Genomic DNA, 16144 nt, shown 5'->3' on the forward strand with positions numbered 1-16144 from the left:
CTGACAAAAGGTGACGTAATTTTATCCACAATGCTTCGAGACAAACACAGCAGCAGCGTGAATAACAATGAAATATCAAAAGCTTACAATAAAAACAAGCGCATTGGCTTGCGTATTGCTCCTTAGCGCCTGTGGCTCAGGATCGACCTCATCCACGGGGATCGGTTCAGAACAACCAGGCGGTACACCAGGTATCCCTAGTGAAGGAACACCAACCAATCCGGGAAGCGGTACACCGAGCAACCCCGGCACCGGGATCCCCGACAAACCCACCGTTCCTGTCCCACCGGTACAAAACTCGGTGATAGTCGTTGACGGCAAAACGTTTACGTCCCCAAGCGAGGCCGAGAACGCGATCCAGAATAATAGCCTAGTGCAGTTTGGCAGCGGTGTATTCACCCAGGGGATGACAATCCGTCCAGATAACGTGAAACTCGTCGGTAGCGACGGCACCCACTTCAAAGGCGCACAAGTTCAGAACAAGGCAACTTTTGTGATCGCGGGTGACAATGTCAGCATGGACAACATCGAGTGCAGTGGTGTTAGTGTTCCGAACGAAAATGGTGCCTGTATCAGGCAGGAAGGCAAAGACCTACGACTTAGCGGTGTCTACTTTCACGACAGCGAACAGGGGATCTTAACAGCCAAAAATACCGGCAGTCTGATCATTGAATACAGCACCTTTGAGCGACTAGGAAAGGCAGGATATGCCCACGCGGTTTACAGTGCGAACGATCGCCTTGAGATCCGCTACAGCAAATTTTATCGCTCTAAGGACAACGGCCATGAAATCAAATCCCGGGCGAAGGAAACTCTTATCGAATATAGCGAGATTGCCTCGCTGGATAGCGCAGATAGCCGACTGGTTGATATCTCCAACGGCGGCAAGCTAACAATAAGAAACAGTCTTCTTGAGCAGGGACCAAACACCGCCAACTTTCAGGTAATCGGGTTTGGTATGGAAGGTATCGATCAATCTGTTCCGCAGTCTGTCGAGCTGACCAACAACATCATTCTGATGGAAAGACAAAAGGGAAATGTACTATTGGGTCTGCCTTCTGACAGCTCCTCGGTTCAGATATCTATCACCGGCAATAACCTTATCGGAACACCCTTCAATGACAAGGCTGAACATAACATTCAGCAGAACAACAATATCTATGACAGCCGTTCAGCCTACGGGCTTGGCGCTTTTCCTGAGCTGCCGAGCATCGGCCTTTAAGGCTGACTCGCCAGATAGCAGCTTACGTTCTGTATAAATACCACGGTTACTGCGTTGTGATTTGCGGATTCAGCATGAATTCGCTATCACTCGCAGCACAGTCGATCTCAACCACGGCCTTGATTCTAAGTCCCTAAACGAGAAGCACTCTCCCTCACCTCCAAGCTTCCGGCTTCACTCTACGTTACTCAGAACTTAATTAAGCTTGAACTGCTACACTCTCACAATGACTAAGCTTGGCGCTTAACGCACCCGGAGAGAGTAAGCATGAAAATTATTGCTTTTGCCGCAAGTACCCACAAGAAATCAATCAACAAACAGCTGGTTCACTATGCCTGTGAGCTGTTGGATAAAGCGGAAGTCGAAGTATTGGATCTCAACAATTATGAATTACCGCTATACAGCCAGGATAAAGAAGAAGAGCTTGGCCATCCACAGCTTGCCAAGGAATTTCTGAATAAAATAGGTGAAAGCGATGGCGTGCTCATCTCATTCGCCGAGCATAACGGTTCGTATTCCGTCGCCTACAAGAACATTTTTGACTGGTGTTCACGCATCGAGCCGAAAGTATTTCAGAGCAAACCCATGGTGCTGTTATCCACCTCGCCAGGCTCGATGGGCGGTGCCAGCGTACTGGCCGCAGCCGTACAATCAGCCCCCTACTTCGATGGCATCGTCAAAGCTAGCCTGTCTATACCGAGCTTTTACGATAACTTCGATACCGAAAAACAAACCCTGAACCATGAAGAACTCAATGAGCAGTTTAAAGATGCCGTCAGTCACTTAAATCACTTTAAATAGCCGTATAATTTTAGAAACAATCAAAATGTTAGCACCATTGTTCAGGCAAAAAAAAGCCACCTCGACAGGTGGCTTGTTTTAGCAGTGTTATTTCTTGTTAGCCAATACTGTTAGATTGATAGTTAGCCAACTTGTTTTACGGAGTCAGCAGATACAGGCTGCTTTTGAGCAAACTTGTTTACCCACAGCGATATAGCACCATCACCCGTGATATTACACGCAGTACCAAAACTGTCTTGCGCCATATACAGGGCAATCATCAGTGCCAGCTCGGCTTCGCCAAAGCCAAGCATCGTCGACATTAATCCCAGTGCCGCCATTACGCCGCCGCCCGGGGCACCTGGAGCTGCAATCATGGTAATACCCAGCATCATGATAAACGGCAGCATCTCAATCAAGGATGGCAGAGCAATATGCTGACTTAATGCCATCACCGCCGTCGAGCAGGTGATCAGAGTAATGGTAGAACCAGACAAATGAATAGTGGCACATAGTGGAATGGTGAAATTGGCAATGGAATCATCGACGCCATTGTTCTTGGTCTGTCGCAGGGTAACAGGAATAGTCGCCGCTGAAGACATAGTGCCAATAGCCGTAAAATAGGCCGGTAGCATATTTTTGATCAGCTTAACTGGTGACAAACCCAATGCGACGCCTGTCAAGGTATACTGAATGGTGATCCAAACCCAATGCATCAAGACAGCCAGTGCCAAGACGACACCAAAGGTTTTCAAGGTCGTAAATACAGTGCCCTCTGCTGCCATCTCGGCAAAGATACCGGCAATATAAAATGGCAGTAGCGGAATAATAACATTTGATAACAGCAGATCGATAATACTGCGACCGTCATCGGCAATTTCTTTAAGCCGAACACTGTTGGTTATACTGATCCCCAATCCAAACAAGAAGGCGGTTGCCAGCGCCGTCATGACCCCAAACATTGGCGGAATTTCCAAACTGATAAAACTGGTCAGTTTAGCACCCGCATCGGTAGCGGCTTGATCTGGTGCTGGTAGACCTGCGATCACCGAACTGGCGACAAGAAACGCCAGGCTTCCGGCAAGAACAGTTGAACCGTAAGAAAGTGCGACCGTCTTACCCAATAAGCTACCTGAGTTTTTCGGCAAGCTGGCAATGCCGCTGGTAATGTAGAAAAGAATAATTAAGGGAATGGTAAATCCGATCAGTTGGCCACCGAGCAGTTTCACTGTCAGCAGAATGCGGATGACGGCTTCTGGGGCAAAAAATCCGATTAAAATACCGGCAACGATACCGGCAATTAATTTCAGTATTAATTTCATTAAGTTGTTTCCTGATGTGTGTTTGATAACAGCTGAACGCATGAGAATCTGAATGATCCATTGATATGCACTACTTGGCATTATATTTTTAGAATATGGATACTCTGGAGCATTATTTCAGCCGTAAGGTCTATTTAGCATCTTTATGCTTACATGTCACTTTTTTTGAAAACTTACGGATGGATTTTAGCCTTGATAATAAAAAGCAGAGCGGCAGTAGCACGCAAGGGCATGTAAAAAGCAATTACACGGAAGGAGTTCTGAACGGAAAACAGCCAGCACGTTGCAAGTACTGGCTGGTATTTTTATTGATAGGTGGGCCTACACCTATTTAACGTTAACGGCCATAGGTCGACACAATGTATTGCTCAAACTCGTCGCACATACCACTGTCGGAACGCTGGTTGTTGGCTATCTGGCTGGCGCCGTCAACAATATAAATAGTGGCATTGAGCGGAGCGACCTCAGCTCGGGCTCTTGACTGCAGCGCCGATATTTTTTGCTGTTCCATTTCCCACGCCTGTGCTGCGGACAGGTTGCACTCGTCTGCCAGGTACTTGGCGTTAAAGCCTTCGCCCGTCAAGTTCAATATGGTCGCGTTATGGTTAACGCTATTACCGCCATGCCAGTAGTGTTTCGCCAGTAGCGGTCCAATCTGTGGGTTATCGGTTAAGTAGCCAAACTTCTCGGTAAAGTATGCCCTTGTCTGGTACACCGCCATGTTGGCCAGCAGGTAGCCTTGATAAGCGCATGCCGCCTCATCCGATAGCAAATGCGGAATCGCCATCAACGGACGCGGACCGCAAGCCAGCCCAAGGATCTGTTGCTCAGTTGCCCTTGCCAGCTTTGTAACGGCTTCACCACTCAGCTCATCATCACTCAGACGGTACAATGCCCGCTCAAAATATGGGACAACCAAGATGCTTCTTTCGCCATACGCTCTAAAAGGCTGCTTGCTGTCAATCATTGACTTAATCACGCTATCCGGTACAGCATCACCGTTGGCATCCAGTGCGTACTGCTTCAACCAGTCTGCATCGCTAAGCAAGCTATCACAGAACATTGACTGAGTTTCTGCATACGCCATCGAAGTTGGCGCAAACTCCTGCGAGAAACACGGCGCATTCATCTTCACATTAGAGAAATGTGCGGCATGTCCACCTTCATGAAACAAGGTGTTGATACCGTCATACCCGCTTCCAACCTGATCCGGTTTGGCGTTGCTGGTGAAGTTCACCTTGGCTGGTATCCAGCGGCCTTGATCATAAAATGAAGGAACCGGGCCATGACAAAAACCATTTTGGTATTTACCTTTACGATCAAGAAGATCCAGCGTCAGCTCAGCACCTGAGTATTCAATATTCAAGCGACCAAATGATTCAACCCAGCGCCGCAACGACTGTGAAAACGGGACATAGGGATCCAAGTCTCGCATTGCATCCCCAGAAAACGAGAACACAAAGTTATATCCTTTCAACGATTGCTCACCCTTGGCATCGGCCAACCGATCCAAGCTGCTTAGATGGCTATCTCTTGTTCTCGCTTCAAAATCATCAAGAATCGTAAACAGCTCTGTCGTCGTCATCTGCTCAGTTTTGACAACAGAGTAATCAAAGAAGTTGTCATACCCTAACGACCGTGCAAACTCGTTGCGCAGCTTTACCAACTCTAAAAAGCCGTTTTCAAGTAGCCACTGTTCTAAGTCGAGCAAAGCCTGATGCGAGGAGCGGCGAACACTTTCATTACTGCTCGTACGAATATTGGCAGCAAGAACAGGCAACGATCCTTCCGCTTCGTTTCCGTCTTCCTCGACATATTTCATCACATGGTTTTGTTTTTTCTCAAACAAATCCGCTTCGAATTTAATCAGTTTTGCTTTTAGCTTCTGCGCCTGCTCTGATTCCAGCGCATGAGCCCGAAAAGTATTCAACCAGCCATTAAGTCCAATCAAGGTTTGCGTTTTTTCATCAGAGTCAGCGAGTAACTCGACAGCCTCGATCTGCTTTCTTAGCTCGGTGATCTGGGCTGGAGAACTTAGGAATGCCGCCCATTCCGTCTCTGCTTGTGTCGATCCCTCATGGTCATCACTGGTTCCCATGTAGGTTTCCCAAAAGAAATCTTCTTTGGCTCGATGCAAAGATAAATAGCGCTGGTTCAATGAATCAAGAAAAGCTATTGCTGTCATTTTCGTCCCTATAAATGTAAGTGCCTGATTAGGTTCTTTTTATCTTTCATTCAATGATAATACAATCATAATAGCTCGCAACATCAGCCGTCATTTATTGCAATAATTATTAATACGGTTTCGATTAGCTAAAATCTGCGTCATTTACATTGTAAATTCATTTCTCCGATACATTCAGCCCCTCTTAAGCCACATCAGCATATTATTTTACATGAAAATGATAGTAAGCCATCAAGCGATGACCTTATGAAACAACCCTGCGACAACCTTGATAGCAGATCGCTGCTACGTTTATATCTCGAACAGATCAATATTTGACCACGTTCGCCTACAAGCGCGGAGGAAACACATGAAAAAAGTTATAGCAGTACTTTGCATTACCTTTTCTGGTATTGTCTTTTCTGGCTTAGCCTTTGCCGAAATGGGAGGAGGCAGCAGAGTAACCGTTCCTCATATTATCTGTATGCAAGATGGTAAAATGATCAGTACCACAGCGATCCCGGTTACCGAATGCAATAAACTCAAAGCGGAAAAAGCAGACAACAAATAACCAACCGATTAATCTGCTCATCTCCTCAAGGCCGGCATTTCGCTGGCCTTTTCTATTCACCCTCGGTGAATTACCTCTTTATAACAAAAACATACAAAGATCATATGTCGAATAGCCATCTATTCGTGCTATATATGAACGGCGTTCAGTATTAACGAAAACCAATAAGTCATGGGCGCAACTTGTTTATTCTTAAAATGACCAACAAGGATTATGTCATGAGACCATTCGCGCGCTGTTCATTACTTGCCGCACTCATTTCCAGTTTGCTATCACCGGCCTTTGCTTCCGGTAGCCAGCCGCTTTCCGCTCCCAATACTGATAGCCCCCTCTGGTTGCGCAATACCGCCTTATCACCAGATGGAAAGCAACTCGCATTTACCTATCAAAGCCGTATCTACTTGGCATCCAGTGACGGCGGTAATGCACGAGCAATAACCAATGGTGAGTTCTACCCTCATGCCTTGATTTGGTCACCTGACAATACGACACTGGCTTTTGCCGCCAACCCATACGGAAATGATGATGTTTTCACTGTTTCCTTAAAGACAGGTGAGATGACCCGTCTCACCTATCACTCTTCAGCCGATATCCCGACAGCCTTTACCGACAATGGCGATACGGTTCTATTCAACACCACACGTTTAACCGCTGGCACGCAAGATTTTTACAGCCTGCCAGTTTATGCGTTCGGTACCAAAGGCAATCAGCTTTACCGTGTTGATACGAAACAAAAAGCTGCACAGGCTTTATTACCGATCCCCGCCAAGTCTGCCGTCTGGAACAATCAAAAAACACAACTGCTCTATAACTCCCCACACAAAGATCAGTTATTTAGAAAACATCAAACATCTTTTGCCGTTCCCAGCATTTGGCTATTTGATGCAACGACAGGTAAGCACAAGCAGCTGACAGAAAACAAAGTCGCGGCGCAACACCCGCTTTGGAACAGTAACAATAGCGGCTTTTACTTTCTGAGCGAACGCAGCGGCAGCTTCAATGTCTGGTATTACGACCTAGGCACCAATCAAGAAACCCAGCTCACAACCTTAACCGATCACCCCGTCCGTCACCTGTCGGCATCGGACAATGGCGATTTGGCTTTTTCCTATAACGGCGAGCTGTACCGGTTAGAAAAAAACCAAACAACGCCGAAGAAACTTGATATCAATATCAATAGCTACGCTGTCACGCCAAGCCAGTTCTTTCATAGCGATACCGCAACTCGCTTTATGCCATCCGCTTTTGATGCCGACGAGGTGCTATTCAGCACCTATGGTGACATCTATGCCATGAATACAAAAACCGAAAAGGTCAAAAAACTGACCCAGTCAGCCTCTGAAGAAAAACAAATGGTTTTTACCCCCGATGGGTATGGCGTGATGTATTCAGCCATGCGCAATGGACACTGGGGGTTATACCAGGCTCACTCCTCCAGCAAGGAAGAAATGCTGTCCAATGCACCAGCAGTCAACGAACAACCTTTCTTGGTCCTGCCTGATCACGATGTCTCGCAGCCAGTTTACTCGCCTGACGGGCTCAAGCTCGCCTTTGTTATTGACGGCCGTGCATTACATGTGGTTGACCTTGAAACTTATGACACTAATTCCTCCGAGCCATCTTGGCTCAGCACCGTACCGTCACTGCTATCGACTAAAAATGATACCAAGACCAAGGCCAACTCACGACCAAACACAGGCAAGGAGCTGATTGCCGCTGACATGGTAAGCGAGTCAAACCGTCTTGAATTTGTGTGGTCACCCGACTCCACTCAGCTGGCGGTTCACCTTTCGCCGCGTCCCTATGTAGAGCAGATCTATGTTGTCGATGCCGAAGGTAAAAATCCCGCAGTGAATGTCTCTCAGAGCGGATTCTACAATGGCAAACCCAAGTGGAGCCAGGACAATCGCATACTCACCTGGACAACCTCGAAGTTTGGCTTGAAAACCGCCGATGGCGAAGACTGGGATGAAACCGTCACCGGTATTTTCACCAATAGCAGCGCGATGAAAGATTTTAAGGATGCTCGAGAAGTGCCGGAAGAGGTCGAAAGCTATCCGTTTTCAGCCAGCAACATCGAATATCGCGATGCGTTTCATCTGCCTTTTTCCAGTGCCGTACTAGAAACACACTTGCTGGGTGATCAACTGCTGGTGGTTGATATGGTTGCTTCACCTTCCGGCGACGAAACCACTCGCGGTTTTATTTACAACCTTCGAACCGAAGAGTCTCATACCGTATTTGCCGACCAACCAATGGCAACCGATGTCTATATCACGGCAGATCAAAGCTATGTCTACCTTCTGGCTGAAGGTGAAGTATTCGAAGTGGATACGGCTACAGGAGAGTCAATCAGTTTACCTATCGAGCTACCCGTTGATTATCAAGAAGCGCCAAGAAAACTGGCGGCGTACCAGCAGTTCGTACGACAAACACAGGATCTGTATTATCGCCCCGACATGGATAATGTCGACTGGGCATTCTACAGCGAAAACTACCAACGCTTTCTCCCGCACATCAATAACAACCGTGACTTTGTCAATGTGCTCAAAGAACTTAGCGGGGAGCTAAATGCTTCGCACACTGGTGCCTATGCTGAGCCTGCCTATACTATGCGAGAAGATGCAACCGCGGAACTCGGGCTGATCTTCAACCAGCATATCGCCCCCACTTCACAGTCGTCAGACTCCGGACGTGAAAACAAGCAAAATCAGACCGATGGGTTGATTATTAGCGATATTCTTCCGGGCGGCCCGTCAGATAATGATGCCTACGAAATCCAGTCGGGCGATCGTCTTGTTGCCGTAAACAACATACCGGTTCAAACCCTGGCAGAACTTGCCATAGCACTAAACAACAAGGCCGATGAACCTGTTGCGCTGACACTGCAACGCAATGACGAGAGCAGCTGGCAGCAACGTATTACTCCCGTTGACCGCTACGAGGCCTATTCACTAATTCTGAAACGCTGGGAGATCGCCCGACGAAACTATGTCACGCAGAAAACCAACGGTAAGGTAGGTTATGTCTATCTACCAGATATGAGCAATGACGCTTTTCTGCACCTTCGTTCTGAAGCGCTGGGTCGATTGAGAAATGCCGAGGCACTGATTGTCGATGTCCGCTTTAATGGCGGCGGTTTTCTGGCTGATACGCTCATCGAATTCCTTACAGCGCGTAAAGTGGCCGATGTTGTCCCTCATATAGGCCAAGCTGCGTCGGATGCCAGCCGTCGTAGTTGGCTAAAACCGTCCGTGGTCATCGCTAACTCGGGATCATATTCAGAAGCTTCTGCCTTTAGCCAATACTACAAAGATCTCAATGTAGGTCCGATTATCGGTGAGCCGGTTCCGGGCACAGGCACGACGGTAATGGGCGTGGAGTCTCAGGTCTATCAGGGCGTGGGTTATATGTTCCCCTATCAACCGTTGCGAACTATTGACGGAAAGTTGTATGAAAACCTCGAGCTTCAGCCCGATGTTACCGTATTCAATACTCCATCCGAGGTCGCAACCGGCAAGGACAGCCAGCTCGATACCGCTATTGCAGAAGCGCTCAAGAACATATAAGTCACACAGCATAATCTTAACGATACAAAGCCGGCACTACGCCGGCTTTGTTGTATCAAATCTTTGCTGAATGCCGTCAAATAGACACGAGATAAATTATTATCAAGCCAGCTAGAAAGAAACGTCTTTAGTAGCTCAGCTCAAATACCACTGAGCCGCTATCGACTTCGATGGCCTGATCATCAATTACCTCGCCGCCAGCCTCGACCGAAATGCTGAAATCTTCGGTGGCATTAAATTTCAAGCCTGCACCAAACTCCGTAGGATCAGTTTGGTTTTTATCTTGGTAGACACTATCTTTATCCACCATCGTATTGCCGACAGGCCTATTGCCTCCGCCAATAAACTCAAGCTTCTGCTCAGAGCCCGCGGCATCAACAAAGACCTCCCCCAGCTCCCGCTCATCAGCCTGCGAGGCCAAAGAAAACAGCAAAGCTGTAACAACCAATCCAATGCGCACCTGCATCCTCCTTCACCCTAAGAGCACTAAGCAGTATCAGCTTAACCATACTCATTAAATAACCTAACACGAAAAGAAAAACAATCTAGCCCTTACTAAATAACAGTCGAAGAAACCATTTCTAACCCGTTCAATTACGCGTACGCTTATAACAACGGTACTCGAGACAGGAACCTAGTAATGTCAGTCAACCTTCCATTAGAAATCGTCCAGCTCGGCAATCCCATCCTGCGCCAGCTGGCAGCCCCGCTGACTCCAAGTCAATTCAAGGCGTATGCGCCGTTCTTTGTTGCACTGGAAAAAAAGATGCTGGATCACAGTGGCGTCGGTATTGCCGCGCCACAGGTTGACAAATCTGTCCGTGCGTTCATCGTTGCTTCCAGTCCCAACCCTCGTTATCCCAATGCCCCGCACATGGAACCAACCCTGATGCTCAACCCCGAGCTGACATGGTCGAGCAAAGAAACAGAAAAAGACTGGGAAGGCTGCCTGAGTATTCCCGGCATGCGGGCGAAGGTAAGCCGCCACAAGCAAATTGAAGTGCGCTATACCACCCTCGAGGGACACGAGATAAAAGCCACCATGGAAGGGTTTATTGCTCGGATCTTCCAACATGAGCTGGATCACCTCAACGGAATCGTCTTTCTCGACCGGGCAGAAAAACATGATTACGCCACCGAGGCGGAATTTATCAAGATCATCAGCTAGTTTTACTTAGGTATGCACCTTTGCAAACGCTTTAAGCTCATCGCAGCAACCAGTTAATAAAGGGGTAAACTATGTCCGACCATACATACAAACTGATAGAGCTGGTAGGCTCGTCTCCGAACGGTGTGGAAGATGCTGTCAATTCAGCCCTTAGCAAGGCTAACAGCAGTATTAGCAACATGCGGTGGTTTGAAGTCTGCGATATTCGGGGCAATATCGAGAGTGGAGAGGTCGACCACTGGCAGGTAACGGTAAAAGTTGGCTTTACCCTCAAAGAAGAATAAACCTTTACCATGTATATTCGGTGATCACATAGGCTGGTTAATTACTGATTGGTTACCGAATCCGCGCCCCCATTTACTGTCGAGGGAAGAGGAGACGATGTCACTTTTGCCCTCAATAATGTCAAATATGCCACTCAAACTCTATTATCGTTATTGTCATACTGTCTGCCGTACCTCACTAAAACGTTATACGGGAGAACACTATGACTCAACAATCCGGCAAAGCCCTTATTATTATCGATCCACAGAATGACTATTTCCCAGAAGGAAAATATCCATTATGGGACATCAGCAATACACTGGAAAAAATCAAAAAGGCGATTGAACGAGCCAACCAGCAAGACACGCCGATCATCCTTGTCCAGCATATTGCCAGTCGCGATATAAGTGTTGCTCCTTTTTTTAACGAAGGAACGCAAGGCGCAGCAATCCACCCAGAAATAACAGCAGCAGCGCCTAATGCCATCATAGTTACCAAAACATTTGCCGACAGCTTCGAGCAAACCAATCTGGATCAGGTATTAAGCGAGCAAGGTATTAACACGCTGCTGCTGTGCGGGATGATGACCCAGAACTGCGTCACCCACACGGCAATATCCAAGCAGGCTGAAAAGTATCAGGTCGTAGTACTGGCAGATTGCTGTACCACAGTTGACGAAATGCTCCACAATATCGCCTTGAATGCAATTTCACCACGAATAACGCTTTTACCTGCAAAACAAGTTATATAGCTGGTTTCAAACCAGCATACTAATATAAACGGGTGTTTTTTATAGGTGGCGGGGTAAAAATACTTACCCCGTAAAACCTATTTAAATCTTATATGGCATCATCTATTACTAGCCCAATTTTTTAAACTCGACAGTATTCTCTTCTGCCAGCTGCTGCTCCAGTTTATGCGCCACAAACTCCGGACTGTTGGTATGTCGAGCCAGCAAACTATACACAACAGGGATCACCAACAGGGTAAAGAAGGTTGCTACCAGTATCCCTGTCAATACCACAATACCAATAACGAACCGAGTTTCTGCTCCCGCCCCTGTTGCCAGGATCAAAGGCACGGCACCAGCCGCCGTCGTAATCGCCGTCATCAGGATCGGACGTAACCGAGCCACCGAGGCCTCCTCAATAGCCTGCTCAAACGTCATCCCCTGATCGCGTAATTGATTGGCGAACTCAACAATCAATATCCCATTCTTTGCTGCCAGCCCAACCAACATAATGATCCCGATCTGCGAATAAATATTTAAGCTCTGATCGGTAAAATACAGCCCAAGCAATGCCCCGAACGTTGCCAGCGGCACCGTCAGCATGATCACCAACGGGTGAATATAGCTCTCAAACTGTGCAGCCAATACCAGAAACACCACCACCAGAGCCAATATAAACACAAATAATACCGAGGAGCTGGAATCCTGATAGTCCTGCGATGCTCCTTTGTAATTCACAACAGCATCGGCAGGCAGAAACTGCCGAACCAGTTCATTCAAGTAAGACAGCCCTTCTCCCAGGGTGTAGTTATCCGCAAGATTGGCCTCAATGGTAATAGCCCTCACTCGGTTATAGCGGTTTAGCTGCGGCGCGCTGGCAAACTCTGTCACGGTGATCAAACTAGAGAGCGGGATCAACTCATCACTGCGATCCGAACGAACGTACAAATTACTGAGATCGGCGGCGGTATTCTGCCTTTCTCGCTGGCCTTCAATCACTACATCATATTCTTCGCCACGCCACTTATAAGTGGTAACCAACCTAGAGCCAAGCATCGACTCCAAAGTCTGGCCGATATCACGAAGCGATACCCCGAGATCACCGGCCCTGTCACGATCAATCTGAATTCGGAGCTGGGGCTTGGTTTCCTTATAATCATGGTCAACACTGGTCAGCCGCGGATTTTCTGCCACTTTATCAAGCAAGATATCCCGCCACTGAGCAAGCTCTTCATAACTGCTGCCTCCGAGAACAAACTGTACTGGTTTGCCGACCCCGCGGCCAAACGGCTGGCGCATGACCGGAAACGCCCTTACTCCGGCCAAATCAGACAATCTGCGATGAATGTCGCCAATGATTGCCGAGGCACCGCGTCGCAGCGCCCAATCTTCCAGCACCACAATGGCAAAACCGTTGGAAAAGTCCTCGAGCCGCCCCCAGCCACGCGGAGCACGCACCAGCAAACGCTTGATCTCTCCGGACTCAACCAAGGGCATTAGCCGGTGCTCAATTTCATTCATGTAAGGCTGCATAAATGCATAGCTAGCCCCCTGCGGCCCGTTGATAATGATAAACATCGCCCCCCGATCTTCCCGCGGGGCAAATTCCGACGGGATCCGACTTGCCAGCCAACCGCTGCCCGCCAACGCAATCACCATGATCCCGGCAATCAAGTACGGACGCTTAAGCCAACTATCGAGTACCTGACGATAAAATGCAGTTACCGAAGCCAGGATATGGCCTGTTTTTCTCACCAGCCAAGGCTCATGTTCTACACGACGCATTATCTTCGAGCCCATCATCGGGCTTAGCGTCAACGCGACCAGTGACGATAGAATTACGGCCGTACTGATAGCAATCGAAAATTCACGGAACAGCTTGCCCAAGTCTCCTTCCAAAAAACCAATCGGCAAAAATACGGACACCAGTACGACAGTGGTGGCAATGATCGCAAAGCTCACTTGGCGGGCCCCCAGAAAAGCTGCTTTTAACGGTGGTTCTCCCAGTTCGATGCGGCGATGAATGTTTTCCAGCATCACGATGGCATCATCGACCACAATGCCGATTGCCAATATCAGCGCCAGTAAGGTCAGCAGGTTAATGGTAAAGCCCAGTGCATACAGCACCGTAAAACTGCCAATCAACGATACCGGCAATGTCAGCACCGGGATCAGCATTGCGCGAACACTGCCGAGAAACAGATAAATCACCAGAACGACCAGCAGCAAGGCAATCAGCAAGGTCTTATAGACCTCATCTATCGAGGCCTGAATAAACACCGATGAATCATACGAGCGCTTGATTTCCATGCCTTCCGGCAGGGTCGGATTTAACTTATCAACCAGGGTATTGACGGCCCTGGCCACCTGCAGGGTGTTGGCCGTCGACTGGCGGTTGATCCCCAGCCCAATCATGTCTTGGGTATTGCCCCGGAAGGTAATTCGCTCTTCTTCGGCCGCCAGATCTACCCGGGCAACATCACCTAACCGGATCAAATGACCATCCGTCCCGGCACCAACCACCAGCCTGGCGAAGTCCTCTGGCGCGACAAAGCTGCGTTGGGTACGGATAGAGAACTGCCGGCTCTGCGACTCGATTGTTCCGGCTGGCAGCTCGACATTATCGGCACGCAAGGCGTCTTCAATATCCGTCACGGTCAATCCCCGGGCAGCCAGCTTCTGCCTGTCTATCCAGATCCTCAAAGCATATTCCTTACCACCGCCAATGCGAATATTGGCGATGCCGTCAATGACCGAAAAACGATCGACAAGATACCGGCGGGCATAATCGGTCAGCTCCAGTGTCCCCATCCGATCGGACACTAGGTTCAACCACATGATCACTTCCGAGCTTCCTGCCGCTTTTTGAACCTCTGGCGGCTCGGCCTCGTCCGGCAAATTGTTCAGGATCCCGGAAATCCTGTCCCGGACGTCATTGGCAGCAGCATCTATATCGCGACCAATGCCAAATTCCAATGTCACCGTCGAACGTCCATCGCGACTTTGCGAGCTGATATTGCGGATCCCTTCCAGCCCGGAAATGCGATCTTCCACCAGCTGGGTAATGCTGGTTTCAACAATTGAGGCCGACGCCCCGCGGTAGCTGGTAGAAACGGTAACAATGGGAGGATCGATATTGGGATATTCGCGCAGCGGCAACCTCTCATAGGCCACCAGGCCAAAGGTGATCAGCAGCAAACTGATCACCGAGCCAAACACAGGGCGTTTGACCGAGATATCAGTCAATAACATCAGCCCGCCTCCTGATAGCTAAAACGCTCGCCCGTGCGGGTCTCAACAGCCTGTCCGGGTCTTACCCGTTGGATCCCCCGGGTAATAATGTGTTCGCCTTCCGCAACACCACTGAGGATTTCAGCCTCTCCCCGGCTGCGAAAGCCGACTTCGACCAGGCGCTGCTCAACAATATTCTCCCTGTTGACGACAAACAAATAATTGTCGCGCTGTCGCGGGACCAGGGCTTCTTCCGGCACCACCAGTCCCTGCCGCTGCTCGACAATCAAACTTAGCGTCATGAGCATGCCGGGGCGTAGCAGTAGTTTTGGGTTGTTGATTTCAGCCCGTACCACAATTGCCCGCGTCAGCGGATTTACCCTGCTGTCGATCCCCGTCACGCTGCCGGCAAACAGCCGATCGGGAAAGGCAGCTACGCCTCCCTCAATGACGGAGCCTAGCCGCAACTGGCCGATAAACTGCTCCGGAACGGTAAAGTCGAGCTTGACCTTGACAAGATCATCGAGTGTGGTGATCACCGTCCCCGGCGTTAGCAATGCACCGGGGCTGATCTGGCGAAACCCCAACACGCCAGCAAACGGCGCCTGAATAAATCTGGCTTCCAGCTCAGCCTGATTCTGCGCCAGCACGGCACGGGCTATCTCTATATCGGTGAATAGCTTATCCAGCTCGGAGCTGGCAATCGTATTGCGCCTGACCAAGCCTTCAATCCGTTTATATTCCCGCTGCTGCTCTTTCAGATTGGCTTTGGCGGCGCGCATCTTGGCCTTCTGCTCACCCGATCTCAAGGTCACCAGCAGATCGCCGGCATTGACTTGCTGGCCATCTCTAAAATGTACCTGCTCGACTTTTTCAGTCACCTTGGCCGACACGACCACCGATTCGCGAGATTTAATTGTGCCGAGTGCCTCGACCTCATGCCGGACATTCTGCCGACTCACCACCGCGACAATGACACTCGGAGTACCGCCTCGAGAAAACGAGGAATTCTGACTACGGGCCTGTTCCTTGTACCAAATTCCAGCCGCCAGGCCGGACACCAAGATAATACCGATGATCAAGGTTGTTCTCATGGTCCCTGCCTGATAAAGAATCGCTGCGT

At 49.0% G+C, this 16144-nt stretch carries 12 protein-coding genes; 7 read left to right on the plus strand and 5 right to left on the minus strand.

From position 1 onward, the window contains the following. Window positions 1-67: 67 nt before the first annotated feature. Window positions 68-1222, plus strand: coding sequence for a right-handed parallel beta-helix repeat-containing protein (locus EDI28_RS07245; protein WP_128783184.1), 1155 nt, complete (start codon window positions 68-70; stop codon window positions 1220-1222). 267 nt (window positions 1223-1489) lie between these two features. After that, window positions 1490-2023 (plus strand): NADPH-dependent FMN reductase, encoded by a 534-nt coding sequence (locus EDI28_RS07250; protein ID WP_128783185.1) that lies wholly within the window; start codon window positions 1490-1492, stop codon window positions 2021-2023. A gap of 122 nt (window positions 2024-2145) precedes the next feature. Here the strand turns inward: EDI28_RS07250 and EDI28_RS07255 are convergent, their stop codons facing one another. Then, window positions 2146-3324 (minus strand): dicarboxylate/amino acid:cation symporter, encoded by a 1179-nt coding sequence (locus EDI28_RS07255; RefSeq protein WP_128783186.1) that lies wholly within the window; start codon window positions 3322-3324, stop codon window positions 2146-2148. A 337-nt stretch (window positions 3325-3661) separates the two neighbouring features. Then, window positions 3662-5509, minus strand: a complete 1848-nt coding sequence (locus tag EDI28_RS07260; protein ID WP_128783187.1) for a M3 family metallopeptidase — start codon at window positions 5507-5509, stop codon at window positions 3662-3664. 349 nt (window positions 5510-5858) lie between these two features. Here EDI28_RS07260 and EDI28_RS07265 point away from each other — a divergent pair, with 349 nt between their 5' ends. Both EDI28_RS07265 and EDI28_RS07270 read left to right on the plus strand, forming a co-directional pair. After that, a complete protein-coding gene (locus EDI28_RS07265; RefSeq protein ID WP_128783188.1) occupies window positions 5859-6059 on the plus strand; it encodes a hypothetical protein in 201 nt (66 codons plus the stop codon). Window positions 6060-6277: 218 nt separating this feature from the next. After that, on the plus strand, window positions 6278-9628 hold the full coding sequence (locus EDI28_RS07270) for a S41 family peptidase (protein WP_128783189.1): 3351 nt from the start codon (window positions 6278-6280) through the stop codon (window positions 9626-9628). Between the two features lie 127 nt (window positions 9629-9755). Here EDI28_RS07270 and EDI28_RS07275 read toward each other — a convergent pair whose 3' ends face one another. Continuing rightward, complete coding sequence (locus tag EDI28_RS07275; protein WP_128783190.1) at window positions 9756-10088, minus strand: hypothetical protein; 333 nt, start codon at window positions 10086-10088, stop codon at window positions 9756-9758. Between the two features lie 180 nt (window positions 10089-10268). Here EDI28_RS07275 and def point away from each other — a divergent pair, with 180 nt between their 5' ends. From def to EDI28_RS07290, 3 genes are all read left to right on the plus strand, one after another. Continuing rightward, window positions 10269-10796 carry a peptide deformylase gene (def, locus tag EDI28_RS07280; protein ID WP_128783191.1) on the plus strand — a complete coding sequence of 176 codons (528 nt, stop codon included), beginning with the start codon at window positions 10269-10271 and terminating at the stop codon, window positions 10794-10796. Between the two features lie 71 nt (window positions 10797-10867). Beyond that, the gene (locus EDI28_RS07285) at window positions 10868-11080 is read left to right on the plus strand and encodes a dodecin (RefSeq protein ID WP_128783192.1); all 213 of its coding nucleotides are present in this window, start codon (window positions 10868-10870) and stop codon (window positions 11078-11080) included. A gap of 203 nt (window positions 11081-11283) precedes the next feature. Further along, complete coding sequence (locus EDI28_RS07290) at window positions 11284-11811, plus strand: cysteine hydrolase family protein (RefSeq protein WP_128783193.1); 528 nt, start codon at window positions 11284-11286, stop codon at window positions 11809-11811. A gap of 108 nt (window positions 11812-11919) precedes the next feature. Here the strand turns inward: EDI28_RS07290 and EDI28_RS07295 are convergent, their stop codons facing one another. Beyond that, window positions 11920-15042: an efflux RND transporter permease subunit gene (locus EDI28_RS07295; RefSeq protein WP_128783194.1), complete on the minus strand. Its 3123-nt coding sequence runs from the start codon at window positions 15040-15042 to the stop codon at window positions 11920-11922. After that, a complete protein-coding gene (locus tag EDI28_RS07300) occupies window positions 15042-16115 on the minus strand; it encodes an efflux RND transporter periplasmic adaptor subunit (RefSeq protein ID WP_233353304.1) in 1074 nt (357 codons plus the stop codon). Before EDI28_RS07300 ends, EDI28_RS07295 begins: the two co-directional genes overlap by 1 nt. Window positions 16116-16144 lie beyond the last annotated feature (29 nt).

The organism is Photobacterium chitinilyticum (genome assembly GCF_004104355.1).
In the GTDB taxonomy this organism is placed as follows: domain Bacteria; phylum Pseudomonadota; class Gammaproteobacteria; order Enterobacterales; family Vibrionaceae; genus Photobacterium; species Photobacterium chitinilyticum.

What these genes read in the sequence shown, in the direction of transcription:
- EDI28_RS07245 (WP_128783184.1), top strand. Translation starts at nt 68, where the DNA reads ATGAAATATCAAAAGCTTACAATAAAAACAAGCGCATTGGCTTGCGTA.
- EDI28_RS07265 (WP_128783188.1), top strand. Translation starts at nt 5,859, where the DNA reads ATGAAAAAAGTTATAGCAGTACTTTGCATTACCTTTTCTGGTATTGTC.
- def (WP_128783191.1), top strand. Translation starts at nt 10,269, where the DNA reads ATGTCAGTCAACCTTCCATTAGAAATCGTCCAGCTCGGCAATCCCATC.
- EDI28_RS07285 (WP_128783192.1), top strand. Translation starts at nt 10,868, where the DNA reads ATGTCCGACCATACATACAAACTGATAGAGCTGGTAGGCTCGTCTCCG.
- EDI28_RS07250 (WP_128783185.1), top strand. Translation starts at nt 1,490, where the DNA reads ATGAAAATTATTGCTTTTGCCGCAAGTACCCACAAGAAATCAATCAAC.
- EDI28_RS07295 (WP_128783194.1), bottom strand. Translation starts at nt 15,042, where the DNA reads ATGTTATTGACTGATATCTCGGTCAAACGCCCTGTGTTTGGCTCGGTG.
- EDI28_RS07255 (WP_128783186.1), bottom strand. Translation starts at nt 3,324, where the DNA reads ATGAAATTAATACTGAAATTAATTGCCGGTATCGTTGCCGGTATTTTA.
- EDI28_RS07290 (WP_128783193.1), top strand. Translation starts at nt 11,284, where the DNA reads ATGACTCAACAATCCGGCAAAGCCCTTATTATTATCGATCCACAGAAT.
- EDI28_RS07260 (WP_128783187.1), bottom strand. Translation starts at nt 5,509, where the DNA reads ATGACAGCAATAGCTTTTCTTGATTCATTGAACCAGCGCTATTTATCT.
- EDI28_RS07300 (WP_233353304.1), bottom strand. Translation starts at nt 16,115, where the DNA reads ATGAGAACAACCTTGATCATCGGTATTATCTTGGTGTCCGGCCTGGCG.
- EDI28_RS07270 (WP_128783189.1), top strand. Translation starts at nt 6,278, where the DNA reads ATGAGACCATTCGCGCGCTGTTCATTACTTGCCGCACTCATTTCCAGT.